We start from the raw sequence: 19993 nt of genomic DNA on the forward strand, positions 1-19993 counted from the left end.
TTATCGGTACGCCCGAACGCGCTGACCTGCCGCAACAGCCAGCAGGAGAACGTCCGCGACGACGCGCGCCGCCAAGCTCGAAATCGTTGATCAATTGCACGCAGAGCGACCGGCCCGCATTTCCCCGTGACTTTTCCCCACGATCGGGTGACGTGTGCCGGAACGCGTGACGGTGCGCCAAAAACGATCATGGGCCCCGGGCGCGCCGACCGCGGGTTTTTCCGGAAAGACCGGTTTGCCGGACCCGGCTGGTGTTGTCATGGCAGTACCAGCACCGCGGGAGGCGCCATGTTGTGGTCCGGCTCATCCCCCATGACCGTCGTGCGTGACGGGATGTGGGGCTTTCTGCTCTTTTCCGGAGTGGCCTGGCTGGCGGTCGCCTGGAGCGTGCTGCGGCTCGAACCCGCCGACGTCGCCGAGGTGGCCGGGCCGGTCATCCTGTTCGCGGCGCTCACCGAGGCCGTCCGGGCACTCGCAGGGACGCGTACGTGGTGGCTGAACCTCGGCATGGCCGCGCTGTTCGCCGCGACCGGGGGTGTGCTCCTCGCCGACAGCAGCAACACGTGGACCACGCCGGCGGCGCTGATCGGCTGGTACCTCATGGTGCGCGGGGCCGCCGACCTGGCGATCGCGATGATGACCCGGGAGAACGACCGGATCTGGGGACTGCTCACGGTGGTCGGGGTGCTGGAGGTCGGGCTGGGGTTCTACGGCGCGAGCTCGTTTGCGCGTACGGCTGAGATCGTGGTCGTGATTCTCGGCGGCGCAGCCGCGATCCGGGGTGTTGCCGACCTGGTGGCCTCGCTGAGGTTGCGGGAGGCAACGGCCGGGACGCGCGCGCAGCGGCTGCTGGAGCTCCCGGAGGAGCGCGCGCTCGGCGTTGCCGGTTACACGGCGGGCCTGGGCGATTACAACGAGGCACCCGTGCGGGGTCCGGCTCCGAGGCACGCCGCGGCCACCACCCACCGCACGTCGGCCGCGGGCATGGCGGATCTGTCCAGGCCGTCTCATTCAACAAATCCTGTGGGTACGCCCACAGCGGGCTTCTCCGGCGCCGTAAGCGACGGTACGCCGGGCACCTTCCACGACGAGGTGCTGCGGACCACCGCGGATCTGGACACCATGCTCGCGCTCGCCGGAGTGACCGGGTCCCCCACGGCGGGAGTGGCCGCCCAGGCCGCCGCCGACCAGGCCCAGCAGGTACGCGTCCCCGACACCGCCGAGGGCGCCGAACTGCCCGATCCCGCCCTCGCGGCGTCGACGGAGGCCTCGGCACAGGCAGCGGCGATCGCGGCGGCCAACGCCTCGGAGGAACCGCAGCGCTACGCCGACAACTCGCAGCTGCCGTTGCTGGACCCCACGTCACACGCGGCCCGGGCCGCGATGCCCGGCATGGACGACACCTCGATCATCACGCGCGGCCGCCTGCTGGACTGACCCGCCTCGCCGGGCGCGGGGCCCGCAAGCCGGCCAGTCGCCGGGCTGGGGATCCCGCACCGGCGGGGTCTTCCGTGCCGCCGGTCAGGCCCCGACCCGCCGGAGCAGGCCCTCCTGGACGGCGCTGGCGATGTGGGTGCCGTCGCGGGTGAACATGCGCCCGCTGGCCAGGCCACGGCTGCCCGACGCGGACGGGCTCGTGCAGTCGTACAGGAACCATTCGTCCGCGCGGAACGGGCGGTGCAGCCACAGCGCGTGGTCGAGGCTGGCGCCGATAACGCCGCCCGGGCCCCACACCTCGCCGTGCACGGACAGGACCGAATCGAGCAGCGAGAGGTCCGACGCGTACGTCAGCGCGCAGGCATGGATGAGCGGGTCGTCCGGCAGTTTGCCGTTGATCCGCATCCAGACGCGCTGCTCGGAGGCCGCCGCCCGGTCGCCCGGCGGGACCCAGCCGGGCGTGCCCAGATAGCGGACGTCGATCGCCTGCGGGGAGGCGTTGAACGACGACCGCCGCTCCGGATAGCGCTCCAGCCAGTCGCCCATCGTCGGGGTGTCCTCGGGGCCCGGCACGTCGACCGGTGCCGGTGTGTGGTGGTCGAGACCCGCCTCGGTCACCTGGAACGACGCCGACATGAAGAAGATCGTCCGGCCGTGCTGCTGGGCCGTCGAGCGGCGCACCGAGAACGAGCGGCCGTCGCGGATCGTCTCCACGGTGAAGTCGATCGGGACGGTGGGGTCGCCGGGGCGCACGAAGTAGCCGTGCAGGCTGTGCACCGAGCGGGCCGGATCCACCGTGCGTCCGGCCGCCACGAGCGCCTGACCCGCGACCTGGCCGCCGAAGACCCGCTGCGCTCCCACCTGTGGGCTCTCGCCCTGGAAGCGGTCCTGGTCCAGCTGCTTGAGGTCGAGGACCTCGAGCAGCTGGTCGACGGCGGCCTGCCCGGAGAGGGGCACGGTCACACGGTGCTCGGGTCGACGAGCGAGCCGAGCTGGTGGACCCGCAGGGTGTTGGTCGAGCCGGGGGCGTTCGGCGGGCTGCCGGCCACGACCACGACGTACTCACCGGGCTTGGCCAGACCGAGGCCGAGCATGGCCTGGTCGACCTGGCGGAACATGTCGTCGGTGTGCTGGACGAAGTCCGTCAGGAACGTCTCGACACCCCAGGAGAGCGCGAGCTGGTCGCGGACCTCGGGGACGGGCGTGAAGGCGAGCAGCGGGAGCTCGCTGTGCAGCCGGCTGAGACGCCGGACGGTGTCACCGGTCTGCGAGAACGCGACGAGTGCCTTGGCGCCGATGTTCAGCGCGATGCGGGCCGCCGCCACGGTCAGCGCGCCGCTGTGGGTGCGCGGGTCGTGCTGCAGGATCGGGACGCCGAAGTCGCCACCCTCGGTCGTGGTGACGATCTTGGCCATGGTGCTGACCGTCAGCACGGGGTACTTACCGACCGAGGTCTCGCCGGAGAGCATGACGGCGTCCGCACCGTCGAGCACGGCGTTGGCGACGTCGGAGGCCTCGGCCCGGGTCGGGCGGGAATTCTCGATCATCGAGTCGAGCATCTGGGTGGCGACGATGACCGGCTTGGCGTTCTCGCGGCACAGCTGCACCGCGCGCTTCTGCACGAGCGGCACCTGGTCGAGCGGGAGCTCCACACCGAGGTCACCACGGGCCACCATGACACCGTCGAACGCCAGCACGATCGCCTCGAGGTGGTCGACCGCCTCGGGCTTCTCGACCTTGGCGATGACCGGGACGGTGCGCCCCTCCTCGGTCATGATCTCCTGGACGAGCTTCATGTCGTCGGGCGAGCGCACGAAGGAGAGCGCGATCAGGTCGACGCCGAGGCCCAGCGCGAACCGCAGGTCCGCCTCGTCCTTGTCGCTCATCGCCGGGACGCTCACCGCGACGTTCGGCAGCGAGACACCCTTGTTGTTGGAGACCGGGCCGCCCTCGGTGACCAGGCAGCGGATGTCGTTGCCGTCGACGGCGGAGACCTCGATCGCCACCTTGCCGTCGTCGATCAGGAGGCGGTCACCGACCTTGACCTCCTGCGGCAGCTTCTTGTAGGTGCACGAGACGCGGTCCGGGGTGCCGAGGATGTCGTCGCTCGTGATGGTGACGCTGTCACCGGTGGCCCACACGTGCGGCCCGTTGGCGAACTTCCCGAGCCGGATCTTCGGACCCTGCAGGTCGGCGAGGACCGCGACGGCCCGGCCGGTCTGCTTCGCGGCGGCGCGGATCAGCTCGTAGATCTTCTGGTGATCCTCGTGGCTGCCGTGGCTGAAGTTCATACGGGCCACATCCATGCCCGCCTCGACCAGGCCGAGCATGCGCTCGGGGGAGGCGGTTGCGGGACCCATGGTGCAAACGATCTTGGCGCGGCGTGTCACAGCCATCAGGCTAATCTCTCTTTCGGGCGGGCCTGCCGGCCGACCCCCGTCAGGATGGTGAAATGCGGGTGGCCGAACCCCGCGCCCGCAAGCGGCGGGGTGCGGGCGTCAGCGACCGCGATACGGCCTCAGCTTATCGCCCGGCCCCCCTGTGACGGCGGCGACTGCCATCCCTCACCCTCAGCAATCACGTCATCCGCATTTCAGGCCCATGGTGCTCAGTCGGCGCAGGCGAAGGGCTGAATACTGGCGGGGCTGTGTGCGCGGTACTGGTCCATGGGCATGTCGGGGAGGTTCTTGGCCAGGAAGGACTGCCAGAGGCCCGAGGTGATGAAGTCGCTCAACTCGGCGGAGAGCTGGTCGCACCACTTCTTGTGTCCCTTGGGCAGGCCTATGCCGTAGTACTCGAGGCCGCCGATCCGATCGTCCAGCACCTTGTACTTACCGGGTTCGGCGGCGCTCAGGCCGTACAGGATGAGGTCGTCGGTACTGATGCTCTGGACCGTGCCCGCGTGCAACTCGTCAAGGCAGTCGGTGATGGTCGGTCGGGCGTGGTAAGAGGTGTAGCCGTTCTGAGTCAGCTGCGATTCGCTGGTCGAACCCGCCATGGTGCAGATCGTCATCGCGTGGGTGTCGCCCGCGACGAGCTTGGCGGCGTCGCCCGTGCGGACCAGGAGGGCCTGCTGGGCGACCATGTACGGGCCGGCGAAGTCGATCAGCTTCCGCCGTTCGTCGGTTGCCGAGTAGGTGGCGGTGACGATGTCCACGGTGCCGTCGCGAAGCAACTTTTCACGGCTCTGGGTGAGGGTGTCGAAGGGCCGGATCTTGAAGCCGGCCTGGTTGCCCAGCCAGCGGGCAAGGTCGTAGTCGAAGCCGCTCCAGTCGCCGCCGCGGGAGAGTCCCCAGCCGGGTATGTCGCTGTTCAGGCTCACGGTCCGGGGGGCGTCGCCGAGCTGGCTGTCGCCGCAGGCGACGACGAGGACCAGGGTGAGGAAGGCTGCCACGGCTGCCTTGACGCGCTTTCTCATGGTGATCTCTCTCAGCCGCGGAACGTGGGATTGGTGGCGACGACGTCGATCTCGCACGCCGGCGGGGTGTGCACGGTCAGCCGGACGGTCATGGGGTAACCGCGCGGGCCCAGGTCGAGGCGGACCTTGCGGCCGTCGCCGACGGTCGCGGTGTCCTGGATGGCCGGGCCCGCGTACAGGTCGGCAGTGATCCGGGTATCGCGCACACAGAGCCCGGTTGGCTGGGAGTTGGTCAGGACCGGGGTGAACTCGAGCCGGTGCCGACGGACGGTGCCGGCCGCCGGGGACCACGAGACGCTCTGCGCGTCGGTCATCGCCGTCACCCGGAACGGCGCCGCCGGCAGCGGGGAATGTGTGTTGTAACGCCAGACGAAGCCGACCACACCACCGGTGAACAGGATGCCGGCCACCGCCATCACCCACTGGCGGGCGGTCGCCGGGGTGCGGGCGCGGCTGGTCGGCGGGTGATGGCGCAGCGCGACGGCGAGGCTGAGGAATTCAACGATGACCGACACGACGTTGATGAGCCGGCTGCGACCCTCGTCGCGGGCCAGAAATACCAGCAGCGGCACGAGTGCCACCACGATGACCCCGACAACCAACAGCCAGAGCGTCCTGCTGCCGGGGCCGGGCCTGCCCCCGTATCCGTTTGCCATACGGCATGGTGTGCCCCGGCGGCACTGTCCGGTGGCGGACACCTGACAATTCAGGACGATCGATGGGCTGGTGCCGCTCGTACCATGTCGATATCGGACGGTCACCGGACAACGCAGGACACGGGGACGTAGACATGACTGAGAAAACGGGCGCCGGACCGGTTGCGGACTTCTGCTTCGAGATGGGCGAGCTTCAGCGCCGGTCCGGGCGCAGCTCGTCCTCGCTGGCGCGGGAGCTGAACCTCAGCCGCAGCCATCTCTACACGATTGTCCAGGGCAAGGTCCGGCGCCCGCCCGACTGGAGCCGCGTCGTCGAGCCGTTTGTCCGGGCGTGCGGGGCCGATCGCGAGGAGATCATCCAGTGGCGTAAACGCCACGACGTGCTGGTCCAGGTCGTCGAGCAGCTACACCGCGAACGGCGGCGGGACGAACAGCCCGACCCCGAGCCTGCGCCTGAGCCCGCACCTGTGCCAACGCCTCGCCTGACGAGGAAGCTGGCGCTGGTGACTGCCCTGATGGTGGCGCTCGTCGCGGCGGGCGGCGCGGGAGCCTGGCTCTCCGGTCGTGACCAAGCGAAGGGTTCCCCTCCGCAAGGTCAGCTGAAGAATTCCCCACCGGAAGGCACCGAGGGTCTCTCCATCGGCGCCGCCGGGATCCGCCCGGCCACGTCCCCCTGCGTGCAGGACGCCCCGCCCGGCCCGACGGACCTCATGGAGGTGCGCCACGAGCACCCGAAGGGCTACCTCAAGGCGAACGACTGGTGGGCCAGCGACGGGCGCGTCAACGTGTACCCGTACGCGCTGCACGAATTCGTGGCCCAGGTGCCGACCGGCACGAAGCACAACTTCAACATGATCGTGCTGCGCGGCTGCCTGCCGATGGTGGCCGGAAAACACTACAAGCTGTCATTCACCGTGCAGTCCGATGTCGCGGCGACAGTCAGGGTCCGGGTGCAGCAACCCGCAGAGACAGCCACCGTCTACTTCTTCACCCGTGACGTGCGGGTCGGGCCGGAAGCGCGGTCTCAGAACTTCGAGTTCACCGCCGAGACGACCACGCGGCTCGGTGAACTGCAGTTCCAGGTCGGCGGGCAACCGCACGACTTCCAGCTGCGGGTCTCGGATGTCACCCTGGTGGGCTGACCGCACACGCTGAGGCGGGAGGCGGGACGGCCGGAGCCGTCCCACCTGCCCGGAATCAGCGAACCGTCGCGAGGGGCTGCGACGAGGGGCGTACGGGGGCCGGGAGCTCGCCGGGCGCGCCCAGGTAGGTGTGGATCGCGGCGGCGGCGGCGCGGCCCTCGGCGATCGCCCAGACGATCAGGGAGGCGCCGCGGTGCATGTCGCCGGCGACGAAGACGCCGGGGGCGTCGGTCTGCCAGTCGTCGCCCGAGTCCACCGAGCCGCGGTGGTTCGGGGTGACGCCGAACTGCTCCAGCAGCGGCTGGCGTTCGGTGCCCTCGAAGCCGATCGCGAGGAGCACCAGCTCGGCGCGCAGGTCGCGCTCCGAGCCGGGGGTGACGGTGACCGTGCGCACTCCGTCAACCCGCTCGACCACAACATCGGCGACCCGCACGGCGGAAACGTTGCCCGAGCCGTCGTTGACGAACTCCTGCACGGCGACGGCGAAGACGCGCTCGCCGCCCTCCTCGTGGGCCGGGTAGTTGCGCAGGATGACGGGCCACGTCGGCCAGGGGTGCTGGCCGGCGACGCGGGTCTCGGGGGGCAGCGGGTACTGGTCGAGCTGGATGACGCCGGCCGCGCCCTGGCGGTGGGCGACGCCGAGGCAGTCAGCGCCGGTGTCGCCGCCGCCGATGATCACGACGTGCTTGCCGTTCGCGTCGATCGGGGTGCTGTCCTGCAGACCCGCGACGACCCGGTTGGCGGGGACGAGGTGCTCCATGGCGAGGTGCACGCCGCCCAGCTCGCGTCCCGGCGTCCCCGGGGTGTCACGGCTCTCGAGCGCCCCGCAGGTGAGCAGCACGGCGTCGAACTGCTCCCTGAGAGAAGCAGCCGAGATGTCGACGCCGACGTTGACGCCGGTGCGGAACTCGACGCCCTCGGCGGACATCTGCTCCATCCGGGCGTCGATGCGCTCCTTCTCCAGCTTGAAGTCGGGGATGCCGTAGCGCAGCAGGCCACCGATCGCGTCGTCGCGTTCGAAGACCGTGACCGCGTGCCCGGCCCGGGCCAGCTGCTGCGCGGCGGCGAGACCCGCGGGCCCGGAGCCGACGACGGCGACCGACTTGCCGGAAAGGGTGACCGGCGGCTGTGGCTTGACGTAGCCGAGGTCGAACGCGTGGTTGGCGATCTCCACCTCGACCTGCTTGATGGTGACCGGGTCGTCGGCGATGCCGAGGACGCAGGCCGCCTCGCAGGGCGCGGGGCAGAGCCGCCCGGTGAACTCCGGGAAGTTGTTCGTCGCGTGCAGGCTCTCGGCCGCCGCCGCCCACGCTCCCGTGCGGACCAGGTCGTTCCAGTCAGGGATGCGGTTGCCCAGCGGGCAGCCCTCGTGACAGAACGGGATGCCGCAGTCCATGCACCGGGTGGCCTGGTCGCGGATGAGCTCCTCGCCCGCGGGCGGGTAGACCTCGTGCCAGTCGCGGATGCGCACCGGCACCGGGCGCCGCTTGGGCAACTGCCGTTCGTACCTCAGGAAACCGTTCGGATCAGGCACGAGTCGCCCCCATAACTGCCTCGTCGACGTCGCGACCGGCAGCCTCGGCGGTCTTGATCAGTTCCATCACTCGCTTGTAGTCACGCGGCACGACGGCGGTGAACTCCGCCACCGCGGCCGGCCAGTCCCCCAGCAGCCGTTCGGCGACCGCCGAGCCGGTCTCGTCCAGGTGGGTCGTGACGAGCCGGTGCAGGATCTCCTGCTCCTCCACCGTCAGCGGGGCCAGGTCGACCAGCTCCGGGTTGACCTTGGACGCGTCCAGGTTGTGGATGAACGCCATGCCACCGCTCATGCCCGCGGCGAAGTTGCGCCCGATCGAGCCGAGCACCACCACGACACCACCGGTCATGTACTCGGCGCCGTGGTCGCCGACGCCCTCGACAACCGCCGAGGCGCCGGAGTTACGGACGGCGAACCGCTCACCGGCCTTGCCGCGCAGGAACAGCTCGCCCGCCGTCGCTCCATAGAGGATGGTGTTACCGGCGATGATGTTCTCTTCCGCGACGAACGGCGCGTCCTCGGCGGGACGGATCGCGACCCGGCCGCCGGAGAGGCCCTTGGCCACGTAGTCGTTGGTGTCGCCGATGAGCCGCAGGGTCACGCCGCGCGGCAGGAACGCGCCGAACGACTGGCCGCCGGTGCCGCGCAGGGTGAACGCGATGGTGTTGTCGGGCAGGCCGTTGCCGCCGTAGCGACGGGTGACCTCGCCGCCGAGCATCGCGCCGACGCTGCGATGGTCGTTGCGGACCTTCACCTCGGCGCGCACCTCGGTGCCGTCGGTCAGGGCCGGCTGGGCGAGCGCGATCAGCTCGTTGTCCAGCGCCTTGTCCAGGCCGTGGTCCTGCGCGACGATGCCGCGGCGGGCCGCGCCCTCCTCGAGCTCCGGCACGAACAACACCGGGCTCAGGTCGAGGCCCTTGGCCTTCCAGTGGTCGAGCGCCGGGACCACGTTGAGCACCTCGGCCTGCCCGATCGCCTCGTCGATGGTGCGGAAGCCCAGCTCGGCGAGGTAGCCGCGGACCTCCTCGGCGATGAACATGAAGAAGTTCTCGACGAACTCGGGCTTGCCGGTGTAACGCTCGCGCAGCACGGGGTTCTGCGTGGCGATGCCGACCGGGCAGGTGTCCAGGTGGCAGACGCGCATCATGATGCAGCCCGAGACGATCAGCGGCGCGGTCGCGAAGCCGAACTCCTCGGCGCCCAGCAGCGCCGCGATGATCACGTCGCGGCCGGTCTTGAGCTGACCGTCGACCTGCACGGTGACCCGGTCGCGCAGCTTGTTGAGCAGCAGCGTCTGCTGCGCCTCGGCCAGGCCGAGCTCCCACGGCGAACCGGCGTGCTTGAGCGAGTTGAGCGGCGACGCGCCCGTCCCGCCGTCGTGGCCGGAGATCAGGATGACGTCGGCCTTGAGTTTGGCCACGCCCGCTGCGACGGTGCCGACCCCGATCTCAGAAACCAGTTTCACGTGTACGCGCGCAGCCGGGTTCACGTTCTTCAGGTCGTGAACGAGCTGAGCCAGGTCCTCGATGGAGTAGATGTCGTGGTGCGGCGGCGGCGAGATGAGCCCGACGCCCGGCGTGGCGTGCCGCGTCTTCGCGATCCAGGGCCACACCTTGTTTCCGGGGAGCTGCCCGCCCTCGCCCGGCTTCGCGCCCTGCGCCATCTTGATCTGCAGGTCGTCCGCGTTCACGAGGTATTCGCTCGTCACGCCGAAGCGGCCGGACGCGATCTGTTTGACGCTGGAGCGCCGCGCCGGGTCGTAGAGCCGCTCGACGTCCTCGCCGCCCTCGCCGGTGTTCGACTTCGCGCCGAGCCGGTTCATCGCGATCGCCAGCGTCTCGTGCGACTCCGCGGAGATGGAGCCGTACGACATGGCACCGGTCGCGAAGCGCTTCACGATCTCCGACGCCGGCTCGACCTCGTCCAGCGGCACCGGCACGCGGCCGGGGTCGAAGCGGAACAGCCCGCGCAGCGAGCCCGCCGCCTCGGCCAGCCCGTCGACCTTCGCGGTGTACTGCTTGAAGACGTCGTACTGCTTGCTGCGGGTGGCGTGCTGCAGCAGGAACACCGTCTCCGGGTTGAAGAGGTGGACCTCGCCCTCGCGGCGCCACTGGTACTCGCCGCCGACCTCGAGACGGCGGTGGCTGCGCTCGGCGGGGTTGCTGGGGTACGCCTTCTGGTGCCGGACGGCCACCTCGGCGTGGATCTGGGCCAGCCCGGAGCCGCCGATGCGCCCCGACGTGCCGGCGAAGTAACGCTGCAGCAGCTTGTTGTCCAGGCCGACCGCCTCGAACACCTGCGCGCCGCAGTACGACGACACCGTCGAGATGCCCATCTTGGACATGATCTTCAGGACGCCCTTGCCGAGCGCCTTGACGTAGTTGCGGACCGCCTTCTGCGACTCCATCCCGGCGAGCGGGCCGGTCGCGATGAGGTCGTCGACGCTCTCGAAGGCGAGATACGGGTTGACCGCCGCGGCTCCGTACCCGATGAGCACTGCCGCGTGGTGCACCTCCCGGCAGTCGCCGCTCTCCACGACGAGCGCGACCTGCGTGCGGGTCTGCTCGCGGACGAGGTGCTGGTGGACGGCCGCGGTGAGCAGCAGCGACGGGATCGGCGCCAGGTCGGCGTTCGAGTCACGGTCGGAGAGCACCAGGATGCGTACGCCGTCCTCGATCGCCTCCGACACGTGGCGGCAGATCTGGGTCAGCCGGGCCTTGATGCCGGCAGCACCGTCGCGCAACGGGTAGAGACCGGAGACCCGGACCGCCTTGAAACCGGGCAGGTCGCCGTCCTCGTCGATGGAGAGCAGCTTGGCCAGCTCGTCGTTGTCGAGGATCGGGTAGGGCAGCACGATCTGCCGGCAGCTCGCGGGCCCCGGGTTGAGCAGGTTGCCCTCCGGCCCGATCGTCATCGAGAGGCTGGTCACCATCTCCTCGCGGATCGCGTCCAGCGGCGGGTTGGTGACCTGGGCGAACAGCTGGTGGAAGTAGTCGAACAGCAGCCGCGGGCGCGTCGACAACGGCGAGATGGGCGTGTCCGTACCCATCGAACCGAGCGGCTCGGCACCGAGCCGGGCCATCGGCGCGACCAGGATCTTCAGCTCCTCCTCGGAGTAGCCGAAGATCTGCTGGCGGCGCATGACCGAGTCGTGCGTGTAGATGATGTGCTCGCGCGGCGGCAGGTCACCGAGGTCGATCAGCCCGGCGTGCAGCCATTCGTCGTACGGCTTGGCGGCGGCCAGCTCGGCCTTGATCTCGTCGTCGTGCACGATCCGGCCGGCCTCGGTGTCGACCAGGAACATCCGGCCCGGCTGCAGGCGGCCCTTGGCGACGACGGTCGACGGGTCGATGTCGAGCACGCCGGCCTCGGAGCCGAGCACGACCAGGCCGTCGCTCGTGTGCCACCAGCGCCCGGGGCGCAGGCCGTTGCGGTCCAGGACAGCGCCGATGACCGTGCCGTCGGTGAAGGCCACCGACGCGGGACCGTCCCACGGCTCCATCAGGCTCGCGTGGAAGCGGTAGAAGGCGCGGCGGGCGGGGTCCATGCCCGGGTCGTTCTCCCACGCCTCCGGGATCATCATCAGCACCGAGTGCGGCAGGCTGCGCCCGGCGAGGTGCAGCAGCTCCAGCACGGCGTCGAAGTTCGCGGAGTCGGACGCCTCGGGCGTACAGATGGGGAAGAGCCGTTTGATGTTGCCCGGCACGTTCGGCGACTTCAGCAGCGCCTCGCGGGCCGCCATCCAGTTCTTGTTGCCACGGATCGTGTTGATCTCACCGTTGTGCGCGATGAACCGGTAAGGGTGCGCCAGCGGCCACGACGGGAACGTGTTGGTCGAGAACCGCGAGTGCACCAGCGCGATCGCGCTGTCCATCCGCTCGTCGGTGAGGTCCGGGAAGAATTCCGGCAGCTGGTCGGGCGTGAGCATGCCCTTGTACGTGATGGTGCGCGCCGACAGCGACGGGAAGTAGGCGCCGACGCCGCGCTGCTGCGTCTCCCGCTCGGCCTGCTTGCGCACGCAGAACGCGACGATGTCGAGCTCCTGGCCGGTGAGACGCTGCCCGGTGCCGGCGCCGGTCAGCCGCTCGGCGGCGAGGAAGACCTGCTTGATCGCGGGGCGGGCGGCCTCCGCGGTCGCGCCCAGGCCGGACGGGTTCACCGGGACGTCGCGCCAGCCCAGGATCTCCGCACCCTCGACGAGGGCGTACTTCTCGAAGACCGCGATGGCACGGGCCGCGTCGGAGACATCGGTCGGCAGGAAGACCAGACCCGTGGCGTACGCGCCAGGCTCCGGCAGCTCGAAGTCGACGATCTCGCGCAGGAACGCGTCCGGGACCTGGATCATGATGCCGGCGCCGTCGCCGGTGTTGTACTCGGCGCCACGGGCGCCACGGTGGTCGAGCCGGATCAGCGCGGAGAGACCCTTGGCGACAACGTCGTGAGACCGTCGCCCGTGCAGGTCAGCGACGAACGCGACGCCGCATGCGTCGCGTTCGTTTGCCGGGTCGTAGAGCCCTTGCGAGCCTTGGGAATGCTGCGCAGCCACCGGGCCTCCGATCGTCACTTGTGTTTCCGTTTCAGGTCGGGACGACGTCGGCCCTGCAAAAGTCTCTCGATACTACGTTAGTCAGCACCGAACGCCAGGTGCGGATGGATCACACTGCCCGCGCCGGGATCACCCTTGATCCGCGCTGGTTCGATACGCTGCCGCGGTGGCGCTAGAGGATACCGATATCTTCCCCAGGCTGGAGCGGTTCTACGACGCTGTCCCCCGTGACGCCGCGGTCGCGGAGGAAATCGGGGAATTCGTGCTGTTCGTCCGCGAGGGTAGGGGATGGCCCTACTACGCCCGGCCACGCCTGGGCGGCGAAACACCGTCCGCTGCCGATGTTACTGCCGTCCGCGCCCGGCAACGAGAGGTCAGCGCCCCCGAAGCCTTCGAATGGGTGCACGAGACGACCCCGGACCTGCTCGCGGTGGCCCGTTCCGCGGGGCTCGACGTGCTGCTCGCGCCGCTGCTCGTGCTCGACCGGGCGGCCCTGGTGCCCGAGCTGCCCATCCCCGGCGCCGCGATCCGCTTCCTCGAGCCGGGCTCGGCGTCCTTCGCCGCGGACATCGCCGCGACGCGGGCGGTGGGGCGGCTCGGTTTCGGCGCCCCCGCCTCGGCGACCTCCGCCGCGCCCAGCACCGCCACCGCCGGGGCGCTGATCCTGGACCCCGCCGGGCCCGAGCAACGCGACGCCGTGCCGCAGCCGAGCGCCGAGATGATCGCCGAGCAGGAGCGCCGGCACGCGTCGGGGCGGTGCATCAGCGCGGTTGTCGAGTCACCGGCCGACGGCATCGTCGCGTGCGGCTCGGTGCAGCGGGTCGACGGCGTCAGCGAGGTGGTCGGGGTGGCGACGCTGCCCTCGGCCCGCCGCCAGGGGTACGCCTCCCAGCTGACCGCCAACCTCGCCCGCCGCGCCCTGCTCGAGGGTGACGACATGGTGTTCCTGTCCGCGGCCGACGACGACGTGGCCCGGCTCTACTCCAAGATCGGCTTCCGTCGCGCGGGGACGGCCTGCATCGGCTCCCCCGCCGCCGCAACGGTCTGACGCCCTGCGGCCTTGTCCGGGCGGCCCTGTTCCGTCGGCCCTGTTCGGGCAGGCTTGTTCGGGCGGGCTTATTCGGGCGGCTGCCAGTCGGCCGTGTGGCCGTGGGCGTGGCCGAGGATCCGGGGGCGTAGCGAGCCGAGGGCGGCGTTGCGGGCTCGCAGTGCCAGCCGGCCGCGCGCCTGCACGACGGCTGACATGCGCCGCGTCTGGCGTACCACCGAAGCGGTTCTCGGGCGCCTCGCCCGGTCGTAGTCCTCCACCGCCTGGCCCAGCTCAGCCCCCGGTGAAGCCGTGGCCACCAGCGACCGCAGCGTCGCGACGTCCTCGAACGCGAGGCAGGCACCCTGACCCAGGTGGTGCGGCATCGCGTGGGCGGCGTCGCCGAGCAGCACCACGCCACCACTGCCGCACCGGAACCCGTAAGCCCGGGGCAGCGGCCGAAGCTCGCGAACCTCCTGCGGCACCAGATCCTCGGGGCGGGTGGCGGCGAGCAGCTCCCCGACGGGCGGATGCCACGCGGCGAACCACCGGCGCAGCAGGGCCAGCTGGGTCGCCGCGGGTTCGGGACGCGGTGCCCCGGCGGCGGTCGCGACCCAGTAGATGCCGCCCTTGCCGGCCGCGCGTTCCCCGAGCGGCATGGAGACGAAGCGGTACCCGGCGCCCAGGGTCTCTCCCCCGGCCGCCTGATCCGGTGGCAGGTCGGGGGCTCGGTAGCGGGGCACGACGGCCTGCCACGCGGCGAAGCCCGAGCCAACCACCACGGCTTCCGGGGCGAGCGCGTGCCGGACCGCGCTGTCGATACCGTCGGCCGCGACGATCAGGTCGGCCTCGTAGAAGACCCGCCCGTCGCCGACCGCCGGGCGAGACCCCCGATGCGCGCGGACCTTGGTGATCTCCACGCCGGTGCGGATCTCGACGTGATCGTTGAGACCCGCCACCAGCGCGTCGTACAGGTCCTCCAGGTGCACCACCGCCGGCGCCGGGCCCGCACCCGGACGGGTGTGCGGCGCGACCAGGAACTGACCGTCCGGGCGGCGTACCCCACCGTCGGGCAGCGGCGCCGCGATCGACGACCAGCCGCCGTCGGGGTCCAGCGCGTCCAGGGCACGCCGGCCGTTGGGCCAGAGCACCAGGGCGGTCGGCGGCGCGGCAACCCGCTCGCCCCGCTCCAGCAGCGTCACCTGCCAGTCGTCGCGGGCCAGTGCACCGGCGGCGGCCAGCCCGGCCATCCCCGCACCCACCACCACCGCCGTGCGCATTACCGCGCCCCGGGCCTTAACGCTCGTCGGCGGGGGCGGCAGCTTCGTCGTCCGCCTTGCTACCAGCGGGGGCGTCGCTCTTCGCAGCAGGCGCAACGGCGGGCTCGGCCGGCTCAGCGGCCTTGGCGGACTCGGCAACCTCAACGGGCTTGGCCGGCTCAACGGGCTTGGCCGGCTCAGCGGCCTTGGCCGGCTTTGCGAAGGCGGAAACCTCAGGCGCAGGTGCGGGTCCGGCGGCAGGCTCAACAGCCGGCTTGGCGACGGACACCGCGACGGGAACGGGTTCGGGTTCGGGTTCGCTTCCGGGTGCGGCGGGCGCGAGGATTCCCGTACGTTCGTACACCCGGAACTCTTCCTCGCTCACCACCCGGTAAGCCTTCGGAGCCTTCGCCGGCTCCTTGTCCGGACCACCGGCGACGTCGACCTGGCTGATGTCGCTCTCGGCTGCGGCCACGGGTGCGGTGGCGGGGGCGTCGATCGGCACGACGTACTCGCGGGGACCCTTGACGAGCAGGAAGTAGATCAGCGCCGCGAGGAACACGATGATCGCGGTGAAGACGTTGAGCCGGATGCCGAAGAAGTGGTTGGCGTCGTCGACGCGCAGCATCTCGATCCAGAACCGGCCGGCGGTGTACGCCATGACGTAGATCGCGAACGCCCGGCCCTTGCCGAACTTGTACTTGCGGTCCAGGGCCCACACCAGCACCGCGACGCCGATGTCCCACAGGGCCTCGTACAGGAAGGTGGGCTGGTAGAGGCCCGGCAGAGTCACGGCCTTGCCGTCGATGACGGTGGCGTGACCCGGGTTAGAACGGTCCATGTCGTGCACCTGCAGGCCCCACGGCAACGTGGTGGCCTTGCCGTAGAGCTCGTTGTTGAACCAGTTGCCGAAGCGGCCGACGGCCTGGCTGAGCGGCAGGGCGGGCGCGAGCGCGTCGGCGAAGACCGAGAGCGGCAGGCCGAGCTGGCGGGCGGCAAGCCAGGCACCGAGTGCGCCACCGGCCACCGCGCCCCAGATGCCGAGGCCGCCCTCCCAGATCTGGAAGATCCGGAACGGCTCACCGCCGGCGCCGAAGTACTCGGCGGGCGACGTGATGACGTGGTAGATCCGGGCGCCGACGATGCCGAACGGCACGGCCCAGACCGCCATGTCCAGCGAGGCCCAGGGCGCCACACCGCGGCGGCGCAGGCGTTGCTCCATGACCAGGACACCCACGACGATGCCCAGCACGATGCAGAGCGCGTACGCCCGGACGGGCAGGCCCAGCAGGTGCCACACCGACGTCGTCGGACTGGGGATGGAGGCGTAGTCGTAGTTCACGCGCGCACCCTACCGCCTTGCCACTAGGCGGGCTGGCCCGCGCGTACACCTTCTGCCAACTCGGCACTCAGCGCGCGCAGCCGCTGATGCCCGGTCGCCAGATCGGGGGCCTCGAGCACACACCGGATGAGCGCGCTGCCGACGATCACGCCGTCGGCGAACGCGGCGACCTCGGCGGCCTGCGCACCGGTGCCGACACCGAGACCCACGCCGACGGGCAGGTCCGGGGCGGCGGCGCGGATGCGGGCGACCAGCTCGGGGGCCTGCGACGAGACGCTGGTCCGCGCGCCGGTGACCCCCATGAGGGCGGTGGCGTAGACGAAGCCCCGGCAGTTGGCGACCGTCATGGCCAGCCGCTCGTCGGTCGACGACGGCGAGACCAGGAACGTCTTGTCGATCGCGTACCTGTCGGCGGCGGCGATCCACTCGCCGGCCTCGTCGGGGATCAGGTCCGGCGTGATCATGCCGGTGGCACCCGCCGAGGCGAGGTCGCGGGCGAACGCGTCGACGCCGTACTTCTCGATCGGGTTCCAGTAGGTCATCAGCACGACCGTGGCGCCGGTGGCGGAGACAGCCTCGATGATCTTGAGAGTGTCCCGGGTGCGGACGCCGGCGGCCAGGGCGATGTCGCTCGCCTTCTGGATCACCGGCCCGTCCATCACCGGATCGGAGTACGGCAGCTCGACCTCGATGACGTCACAGCCGGCCTCGGCCATGGCGACCATCGACGTGATCGAGTCGTCGACCGTGGGGAACCCCGCGGGCATGCAGCCGACGAGGACCGACCGGCCCTCCGCCTTGGCCTTACCGAACGTCGCGGCGATGCTCACGTCACTTCCCCCGGCACGATGACCTCGTTCTCATCAAGAATTCCGAAGTACGCCCCGGCGGTGTGCACGTCCTTGTCGCCACGCCCGGACAGGTTGATGATCATCGTCGCCGGACGGCCCAGCTCGGCGGCGAGCCGCGGGGCGATCTTCGCGGCGCCGGCCAGCGCGTGCGCGCTCTCGATCGCCGGGATGATGCCCTCGGTGCGGCACAGCAGCTGGAACGCGGACATCGCCTCCGCGTCGGTGACCGGCTCGTAGCTCGCCCGGCCCGTGTCGTGCAGCCACGCGTGCTCCGGCCCGACACCCGGGTAGTCGAGCCCGGCCGAGATGGAGTGCGACTCCTTCGTCTGCCCGTCCTCGTCCTGCAGCAGGTACGTGCGGTTGCCGTGCAGCACACCGACCGAACCACCGGTGATCGACGCAGCGTGCCGCCCGGTCTCGATGCCGTCGCCGCCGGCCTCGAAGCCGTACAGCCGCACACCCTCGTCCGGGACGAACGCGTGGAAGATGCCGATCGCGTTCGACCCGCCACCGACACACGCGACGACCGCGTCGGGCAGCTTGCCGATCCTGTCCAGGATCTGCCCGCGGGCCTCGATGCCGATGCCGCCCACGAAGTCCCGGACGATCTCCGGGAACGGGTGCGGGCCGGCCGCCGTGCCGAGCAGATAGTGCGTGGTGTCGACGCTGGAGACCCAGTCCCGCAGCGCCTCGTTCAGCGCGTCCTTCAACGTCCGCGAGCCGTTCGTGACGGGCACGACGGTGGCGCCGAGCATCCGCATCCGCGCGACGTTCAGCGCCTGCCGCTCGGTGTCCATCTCGCCCATGTAGACGACGCATTCCAGGTCGAGCAGCGCGGCGGCGGTGGCACTGGCGACGCCGTGCTGGCCGGCGCCCGTCTCCGCGATCACCCGCGGCTTGCCCATCCGCTTCGCGAGCAGCGCCTGGCCGAGCACGTTGCGGACCTTGTGCGCGCCGGTGTGGTTCAGGTCCTCACGCTTGAGGAACACCTCCGCACCGATGGCCTCGGAGAGCCGTTCGGCGCGGTAGAGCAGGGACGGCGTACCCGCGTAATCGCGCAACAGACCGGTGAAGCGCTCCTGGAAGACGGGGTCGTTCTTTGCCGATCGGTACGCGGCCTCGAGCTCGTCGAGCGCACCTACGAGCGCCTCGGGCACGAACCGCCCGCCGAACTGCCCGAAATGTCCGGAAAGATCGGGCAGTACGGGTGCACTCATCGGACCGGCCTCGGCGTAGCGGGATGGTTACCGGCGTTGACCAGCTCGGCGACCGCGTCACGAGGACTCTTCTGGGTGACCAGGCCCTCGCCGACCAGCACCGCGTCGGCACCCGCGGAGGCGTACCGGATCAGGTCGTGCGGACCGCGCACCCCCGACTCGGCGATCTTCACGACGTTGTTCGGCAGCCCCGGCGCGATCCGCTCGAAGACGGACCGGTCCACCTCGAGAGTCCGCAGGTCCCGGGCGTTCACCCCGATGACCTGGGCACCCGCGTCCAGTGCCCGGTCGGCCTCTTCCTCGTTGTGCACCTCGACGAGCGCGGTCATGCCCAGCGACTCGATCCGCTCCAGCAGACCGGTCAGCACGTTCTGCTCGAGCGCCGCCACGATCAGCAGGACGAGGTCGGCACCGTGGGCGCGGGCCTCGTGGATCTGATAACTGGAGACGACGAAGTCCTTGCGAAGCACCGGCACGCCCACCGCCGCGCGCACCGCGGCCAGGTCGGCGAGCGAACCGCCGAACCACCGGCCCTCGGTCAGCACGCTGATACAGCGCGCACCGCCGGCCGCATACTCGCCCGCCAGCACCGCCGGGTCGGGGATGTCGGCCAGCGCACCCTTGGACGGCGACGACCGCTTCACTTCCGCGATCACTGCCACCCCGGGCTTGCGCAACGCCGCGTACGCGTCGATCGCCGGCGGAGCCGCCGCCGCGAGCTCGCGAACCTGGTCCAGCGAAACTTTCTCCTGCCGGGCCGCTACGTCTTCGCGTACCCCCTCGAGGATCTCCTCGAGCACATTCTGCGGTCCCGCACCACGCTGATCGGATGTCACCGAACGACTCCCCTCTCCGGGTGTCCTCGGCCCGATGCTAGGTGGCGGCCGTCCTGTCCAGCCCTCCGGGGTATGGCGATCCTCACGAGATGGACTGCGGCATAATGCGCTGCCGGGCGACAGATGTCATATCTGTCACACCCGTCCCACGCGTGTCGCTGCACCCACCTGCGGCACCCTGGATGATCGGTTGACCCCGGAAGACTGTGACGGTGGCGTCACCCGGCCGAAATACGGCTCCGGCACCCTGGGCTTCAGGCAAACTGGTTCTGGTCCCTGGCGCCGACAGGTCTGTGGAGTCCTGACATGACTGCTACTGAGAGTGGCTTCGCTGCCGCCTCCCGCACCTTTGTCTCCCGCACCGCCGAGTTCCTCACCGGCATGGAGCGCAGAGTGATGGGCAACGCCCGCACCGCCCAGAGCAACGCCTACGAGGCAATGCTCGCCGACCGCGCCCGCGCCCAGGCCCGCGCGGACATGGACGCCATGGTCGCCGCCCTCGCCGCAGCCCCTCGCCCCCGCAACAACACCCGCACCCGCGTCGCCCACTGACCCCGCCGGGTAATCCCCACAGCGCCAGCAGCCACGCCGAGCCGCGCTTCACGTTCGGTAATCCCCGCAGCTCCGGCAACGACGCTAGGCCGCGCTTTACGTCGGGTCATCCCGCCGGTCCGGCGCATGCCGGACCGGACGCCACGTCGGGTCGTCCCGCAAGTCCAGCGCATGCC

15 protein-coding genes are annotated in these 19993 nt (G+C 70.6%); 4 read left to right on the plus strand and 11 right to left on the minus strand.

All coding sequences use genetic code 11. The annotated features are described in order from the left end of the window. The first annotated feature begins 312 nt into the window (after positions 1-312). Positions 313-1437, plus strand: a complete 1125-nt coding sequence (locus tag Ahu01nite_RS02050; protein WP_203834620.1) for an HdeD family acid-resistance protein — start codon at positions 313-315, stop codon at positions 1435-1437. An 84-nt stretch (positions 1438-1521) separates the two neighbouring features. Here the strand turns inward: Ahu01nite_RS02050 and Ahu01nite_RS02055 are convergent, their stop codons facing one another. From Ahu01nite_RS02055 to Ahu01nite_RS02070, 4 genes are all read right to left on the minus strand, one after another. Next, positions 1522-2400 carry an acyl-CoA thioesterase gene (locus tag Ahu01nite_RS02055; RefSeq protein ID WP_203834621.1) on the minus strand — a complete coding sequence of 293 codons (879 nt, stop codon included), beginning with the start codon at positions 2398-2400 and terminating at the stop codon, positions 1522-1524. Further along, entirely contained in the window at positions 2397-3833 is a 1437-nt protein-coding gene (gene pyk, locus Ahu01nite_RS02060) for a pyruvate kinase (protein WP_203834622.1), read from the minus strand. Before pyk ends, Ahu01nite_RS02055 begins: the two co-directional genes overlap by 4 nt. A 212-nt stretch (positions 3834-4045) precedes the next feature. Beyond that, positions 4046-4855, minus strand: coding sequence for a transporter substrate-binding domain-containing protein (locus tag Ahu01nite_RS02065; protein WP_203834623.1), 810 nt, complete (start codon positions 4853-4855; stop codon positions 4046-4048). Between the two features lie 11 nt (positions 4856-4866). Next, positions 4867-5511 carry a hypothetical protein gene (locus Ahu01nite_RS02070; RefSeq protein WP_203834624.1) on the minus strand — a complete coding sequence of 215 codons (645 nt, stop codon included), beginning with the start codon at positions 5509-5511 and terminating at the stop codon, positions 4867-4869. Positions 5512-5645: 134 nt separating this feature from the next. On the opposite strand from Ahu01nite_RS02070, the gene Ahu01nite_RS02075 reads away from it, so the two are divergent. Further along, complete coding sequence (locus tag Ahu01nite_RS02075; RefSeq protein ID WP_203834625.1) at positions 5646-6653, plus strand: helix-turn-helix domain-containing protein; 1008 nt, start codon at positions 5646-5648, stop codon at positions 6651-6653. Positions 6654-6708: 55 nt separating this feature from the next. Here the strand turns inward: Ahu01nite_RS02075 and Ahu01nite_RS02080 are convergent, their stop codons facing one another. Both Ahu01nite_RS02080 and gltB read right to left on the minus strand, forming a co-directional pair. After that, on the minus strand, positions 6709-8187 hold the full coding sequence (locus tag Ahu01nite_RS02080; RefSeq protein WP_203834626.1) for a glutamate synthase subunit beta: 1479 nt from the start codon (positions 8185-8187) through the stop codon (positions 6709-6711). Further along, the gene (gltB, locus tag Ahu01nite_RS02085) at positions 8180-12751 is read right to left on the minus strand and encodes a glutamate synthase large subunit (RefSeq protein ID WP_203834627.1); all 4572 of its coding nucleotides are present in this window, start codon (positions 12749-12751) and stop codon (positions 8180-8182) included. The genes Ahu01nite_RS02080 and gltB overlap by 8 nt, the downstream gene beginning before the upstream one ends. A gap of 148 nt (positions 12752-12899) precedes the next feature. Between gltB and Ahu01nite_RS02090 the strand changes: the two genes are divergently transcribed. Continuing rightward, positions 12900-13781: a GNAT family N-acetyltransferase gene (locus Ahu01nite_RS02090; RefSeq protein ID WP_203834628.1), complete on the plus strand. Its 882-nt coding sequence runs from the start codon at positions 12900-12902 to the stop codon at positions 13779-13781. A gap of 68 nt (positions 13782-13849) precedes the next feature. On the opposite strand, the gene Ahu01nite_RS02095 is transcribed toward Ahu01nite_RS02090, so the two are convergent. The 5 genes from Ahu01nite_RS02095 to trpC are packed head-to-tail and all read right to left on the minus strand — an operon-like array spanning position 13850 to position 19229. Then, positions 13850-15040, minus strand: a complete 1191-nt coding sequence (locus tag Ahu01nite_RS02095; protein WP_203834629.1) for an FAD-dependent oxidoreductase — start codon at positions 15038-15040, stop codon at positions 13850-13852. A gap of 16 nt (positions 15041-15056) precedes the next feature. Continuing rightward, positions 15057-16361, minus strand: coding sequence for a prolipoprotein diacylglyceryl transferase (gene lgt, locus Ahu01nite_RS02100; RefSeq protein ID WP_239158561.1), 1305 nt, complete (start codon positions 16359-16361; stop codon positions 15057-15059). Between the two features lie 23 nt (positions 16362-16384). Then, positions 16385-17191, minus strand: a complete 807-nt coding sequence (trpA, locus tag Ahu01nite_RS02105) for a tryptophan synthase subunit alpha (RefSeq protein ID WP_203834630.1) — start codon at positions 17189-17191, stop codon at positions 16385-16387. Continuing rightward, positions 17188-18429 carry a tryptophan synthase subunit beta gene (gene trpB, locus Ahu01nite_RS02110; RefSeq protein WP_203834631.1) on the minus strand — a complete coding sequence of 414 codons (1242 nt, stop codon included), beginning with the start codon at positions 18427-18429 and terminating at the stop codon, positions 17188-17190. The genes trpA and trpB overlap by 4 nt, the downstream gene beginning before the upstream one ends. Next, the gene (gene trpC / locus Ahu01nite_RS02115; protein WP_203834635.1) at positions 18426-19229 is read right to left on the minus strand and encodes an indole-3-glycerol phosphate synthase TrpC; all 804 of its coding nucleotides are present in this window, start codon (positions 19227-19229) and stop codon (positions 18426-18428) included. The genes trpB and trpC overlap by 4 nt, the downstream gene beginning before the upstream one ends. A gap of 342 nt (positions 19230-19571) precedes the next feature. Here trpC and Ahu01nite_RS02120 point away from each other — a divergent pair, with 342 nt between their 5' ends. Further along, complete coding sequence (locus Ahu01nite_RS02120; RefSeq protein ID WP_203834632.1) at positions 19572-19817, plus strand: hypothetical protein; 246 nt, start codon at positions 19572-19574, stop codon at positions 19815-19817. Positions 19818-19993: the final 176 nt, after the last annotated feature.

This window comes from Winogradskya humida (assembly GCF_016862215.1).
Lineage (GTDB): Bacteria > Actinomycetota > Actinomycetes > Mycobacteriales > Micromonosporaceae > Actinoplanes > Actinoplanes humidus.

Bases quoted from the DNA above. Each gene is read 5' to 3' on its own strand.
- Ahu01nite_RS02050 (WP_203834620.1), top strand. From the start codon at position 313: ATGACCGTCGTGCGTGACGGGATGTGGGGCTTTCTGCTCTTTTCCGGA.
- pyk (WP_203834622.1), bottom strand. From the start codon at position 3,833: ATGGCTGTGACACGCCGCGCCAAGATCGTTTGCACCATGGGTCCCGCA.
- Ahu01nite_RS02065 (WP_203834623.1), bottom strand. From the start codon at position 4,855: ATGAGAAAGCGCGTCAAGGCAGCCGTGGCAGCCTTCCTCACCCTGGTC.
- Ahu01nite_RS02070 (WP_203834624.1), bottom strand. From the start codon at position 5,511: ATGGCAAACGGATACGGGGGCAGGCCCGGCCCCGGCAGCAGGACGCTC.
- Ahu01nite_RS02075 (WP_203834625.1), top strand. From the start codon at position 5,646: ATGACTGAGAAAACGGGCGCCGGACCGGTTGCGGACTTCTGCTTCGAG.
- Ahu01nite_RS02095 (WP_203834629.1), bottom strand. From the start codon at position 15,040: ATGCGCACGGCGGTGGTGGTGGGTGCGGGGATGGCCGGGCTGGCCGCC.
- trpB (WP_203834631.1), bottom strand. From the start codon at position 18,429: ATGAGTGCACCCGTACTGCCCGATCTTTCCGGACATTTCGGGCAGTTC.
- Ahu01nite_RS02120 (WP_203834632.1), top strand. From the start codon at position 19,572: ATGACTGCTACTGAGAGTGGCTTCGCTGCCGCCTCCCGCACCTTTGTC.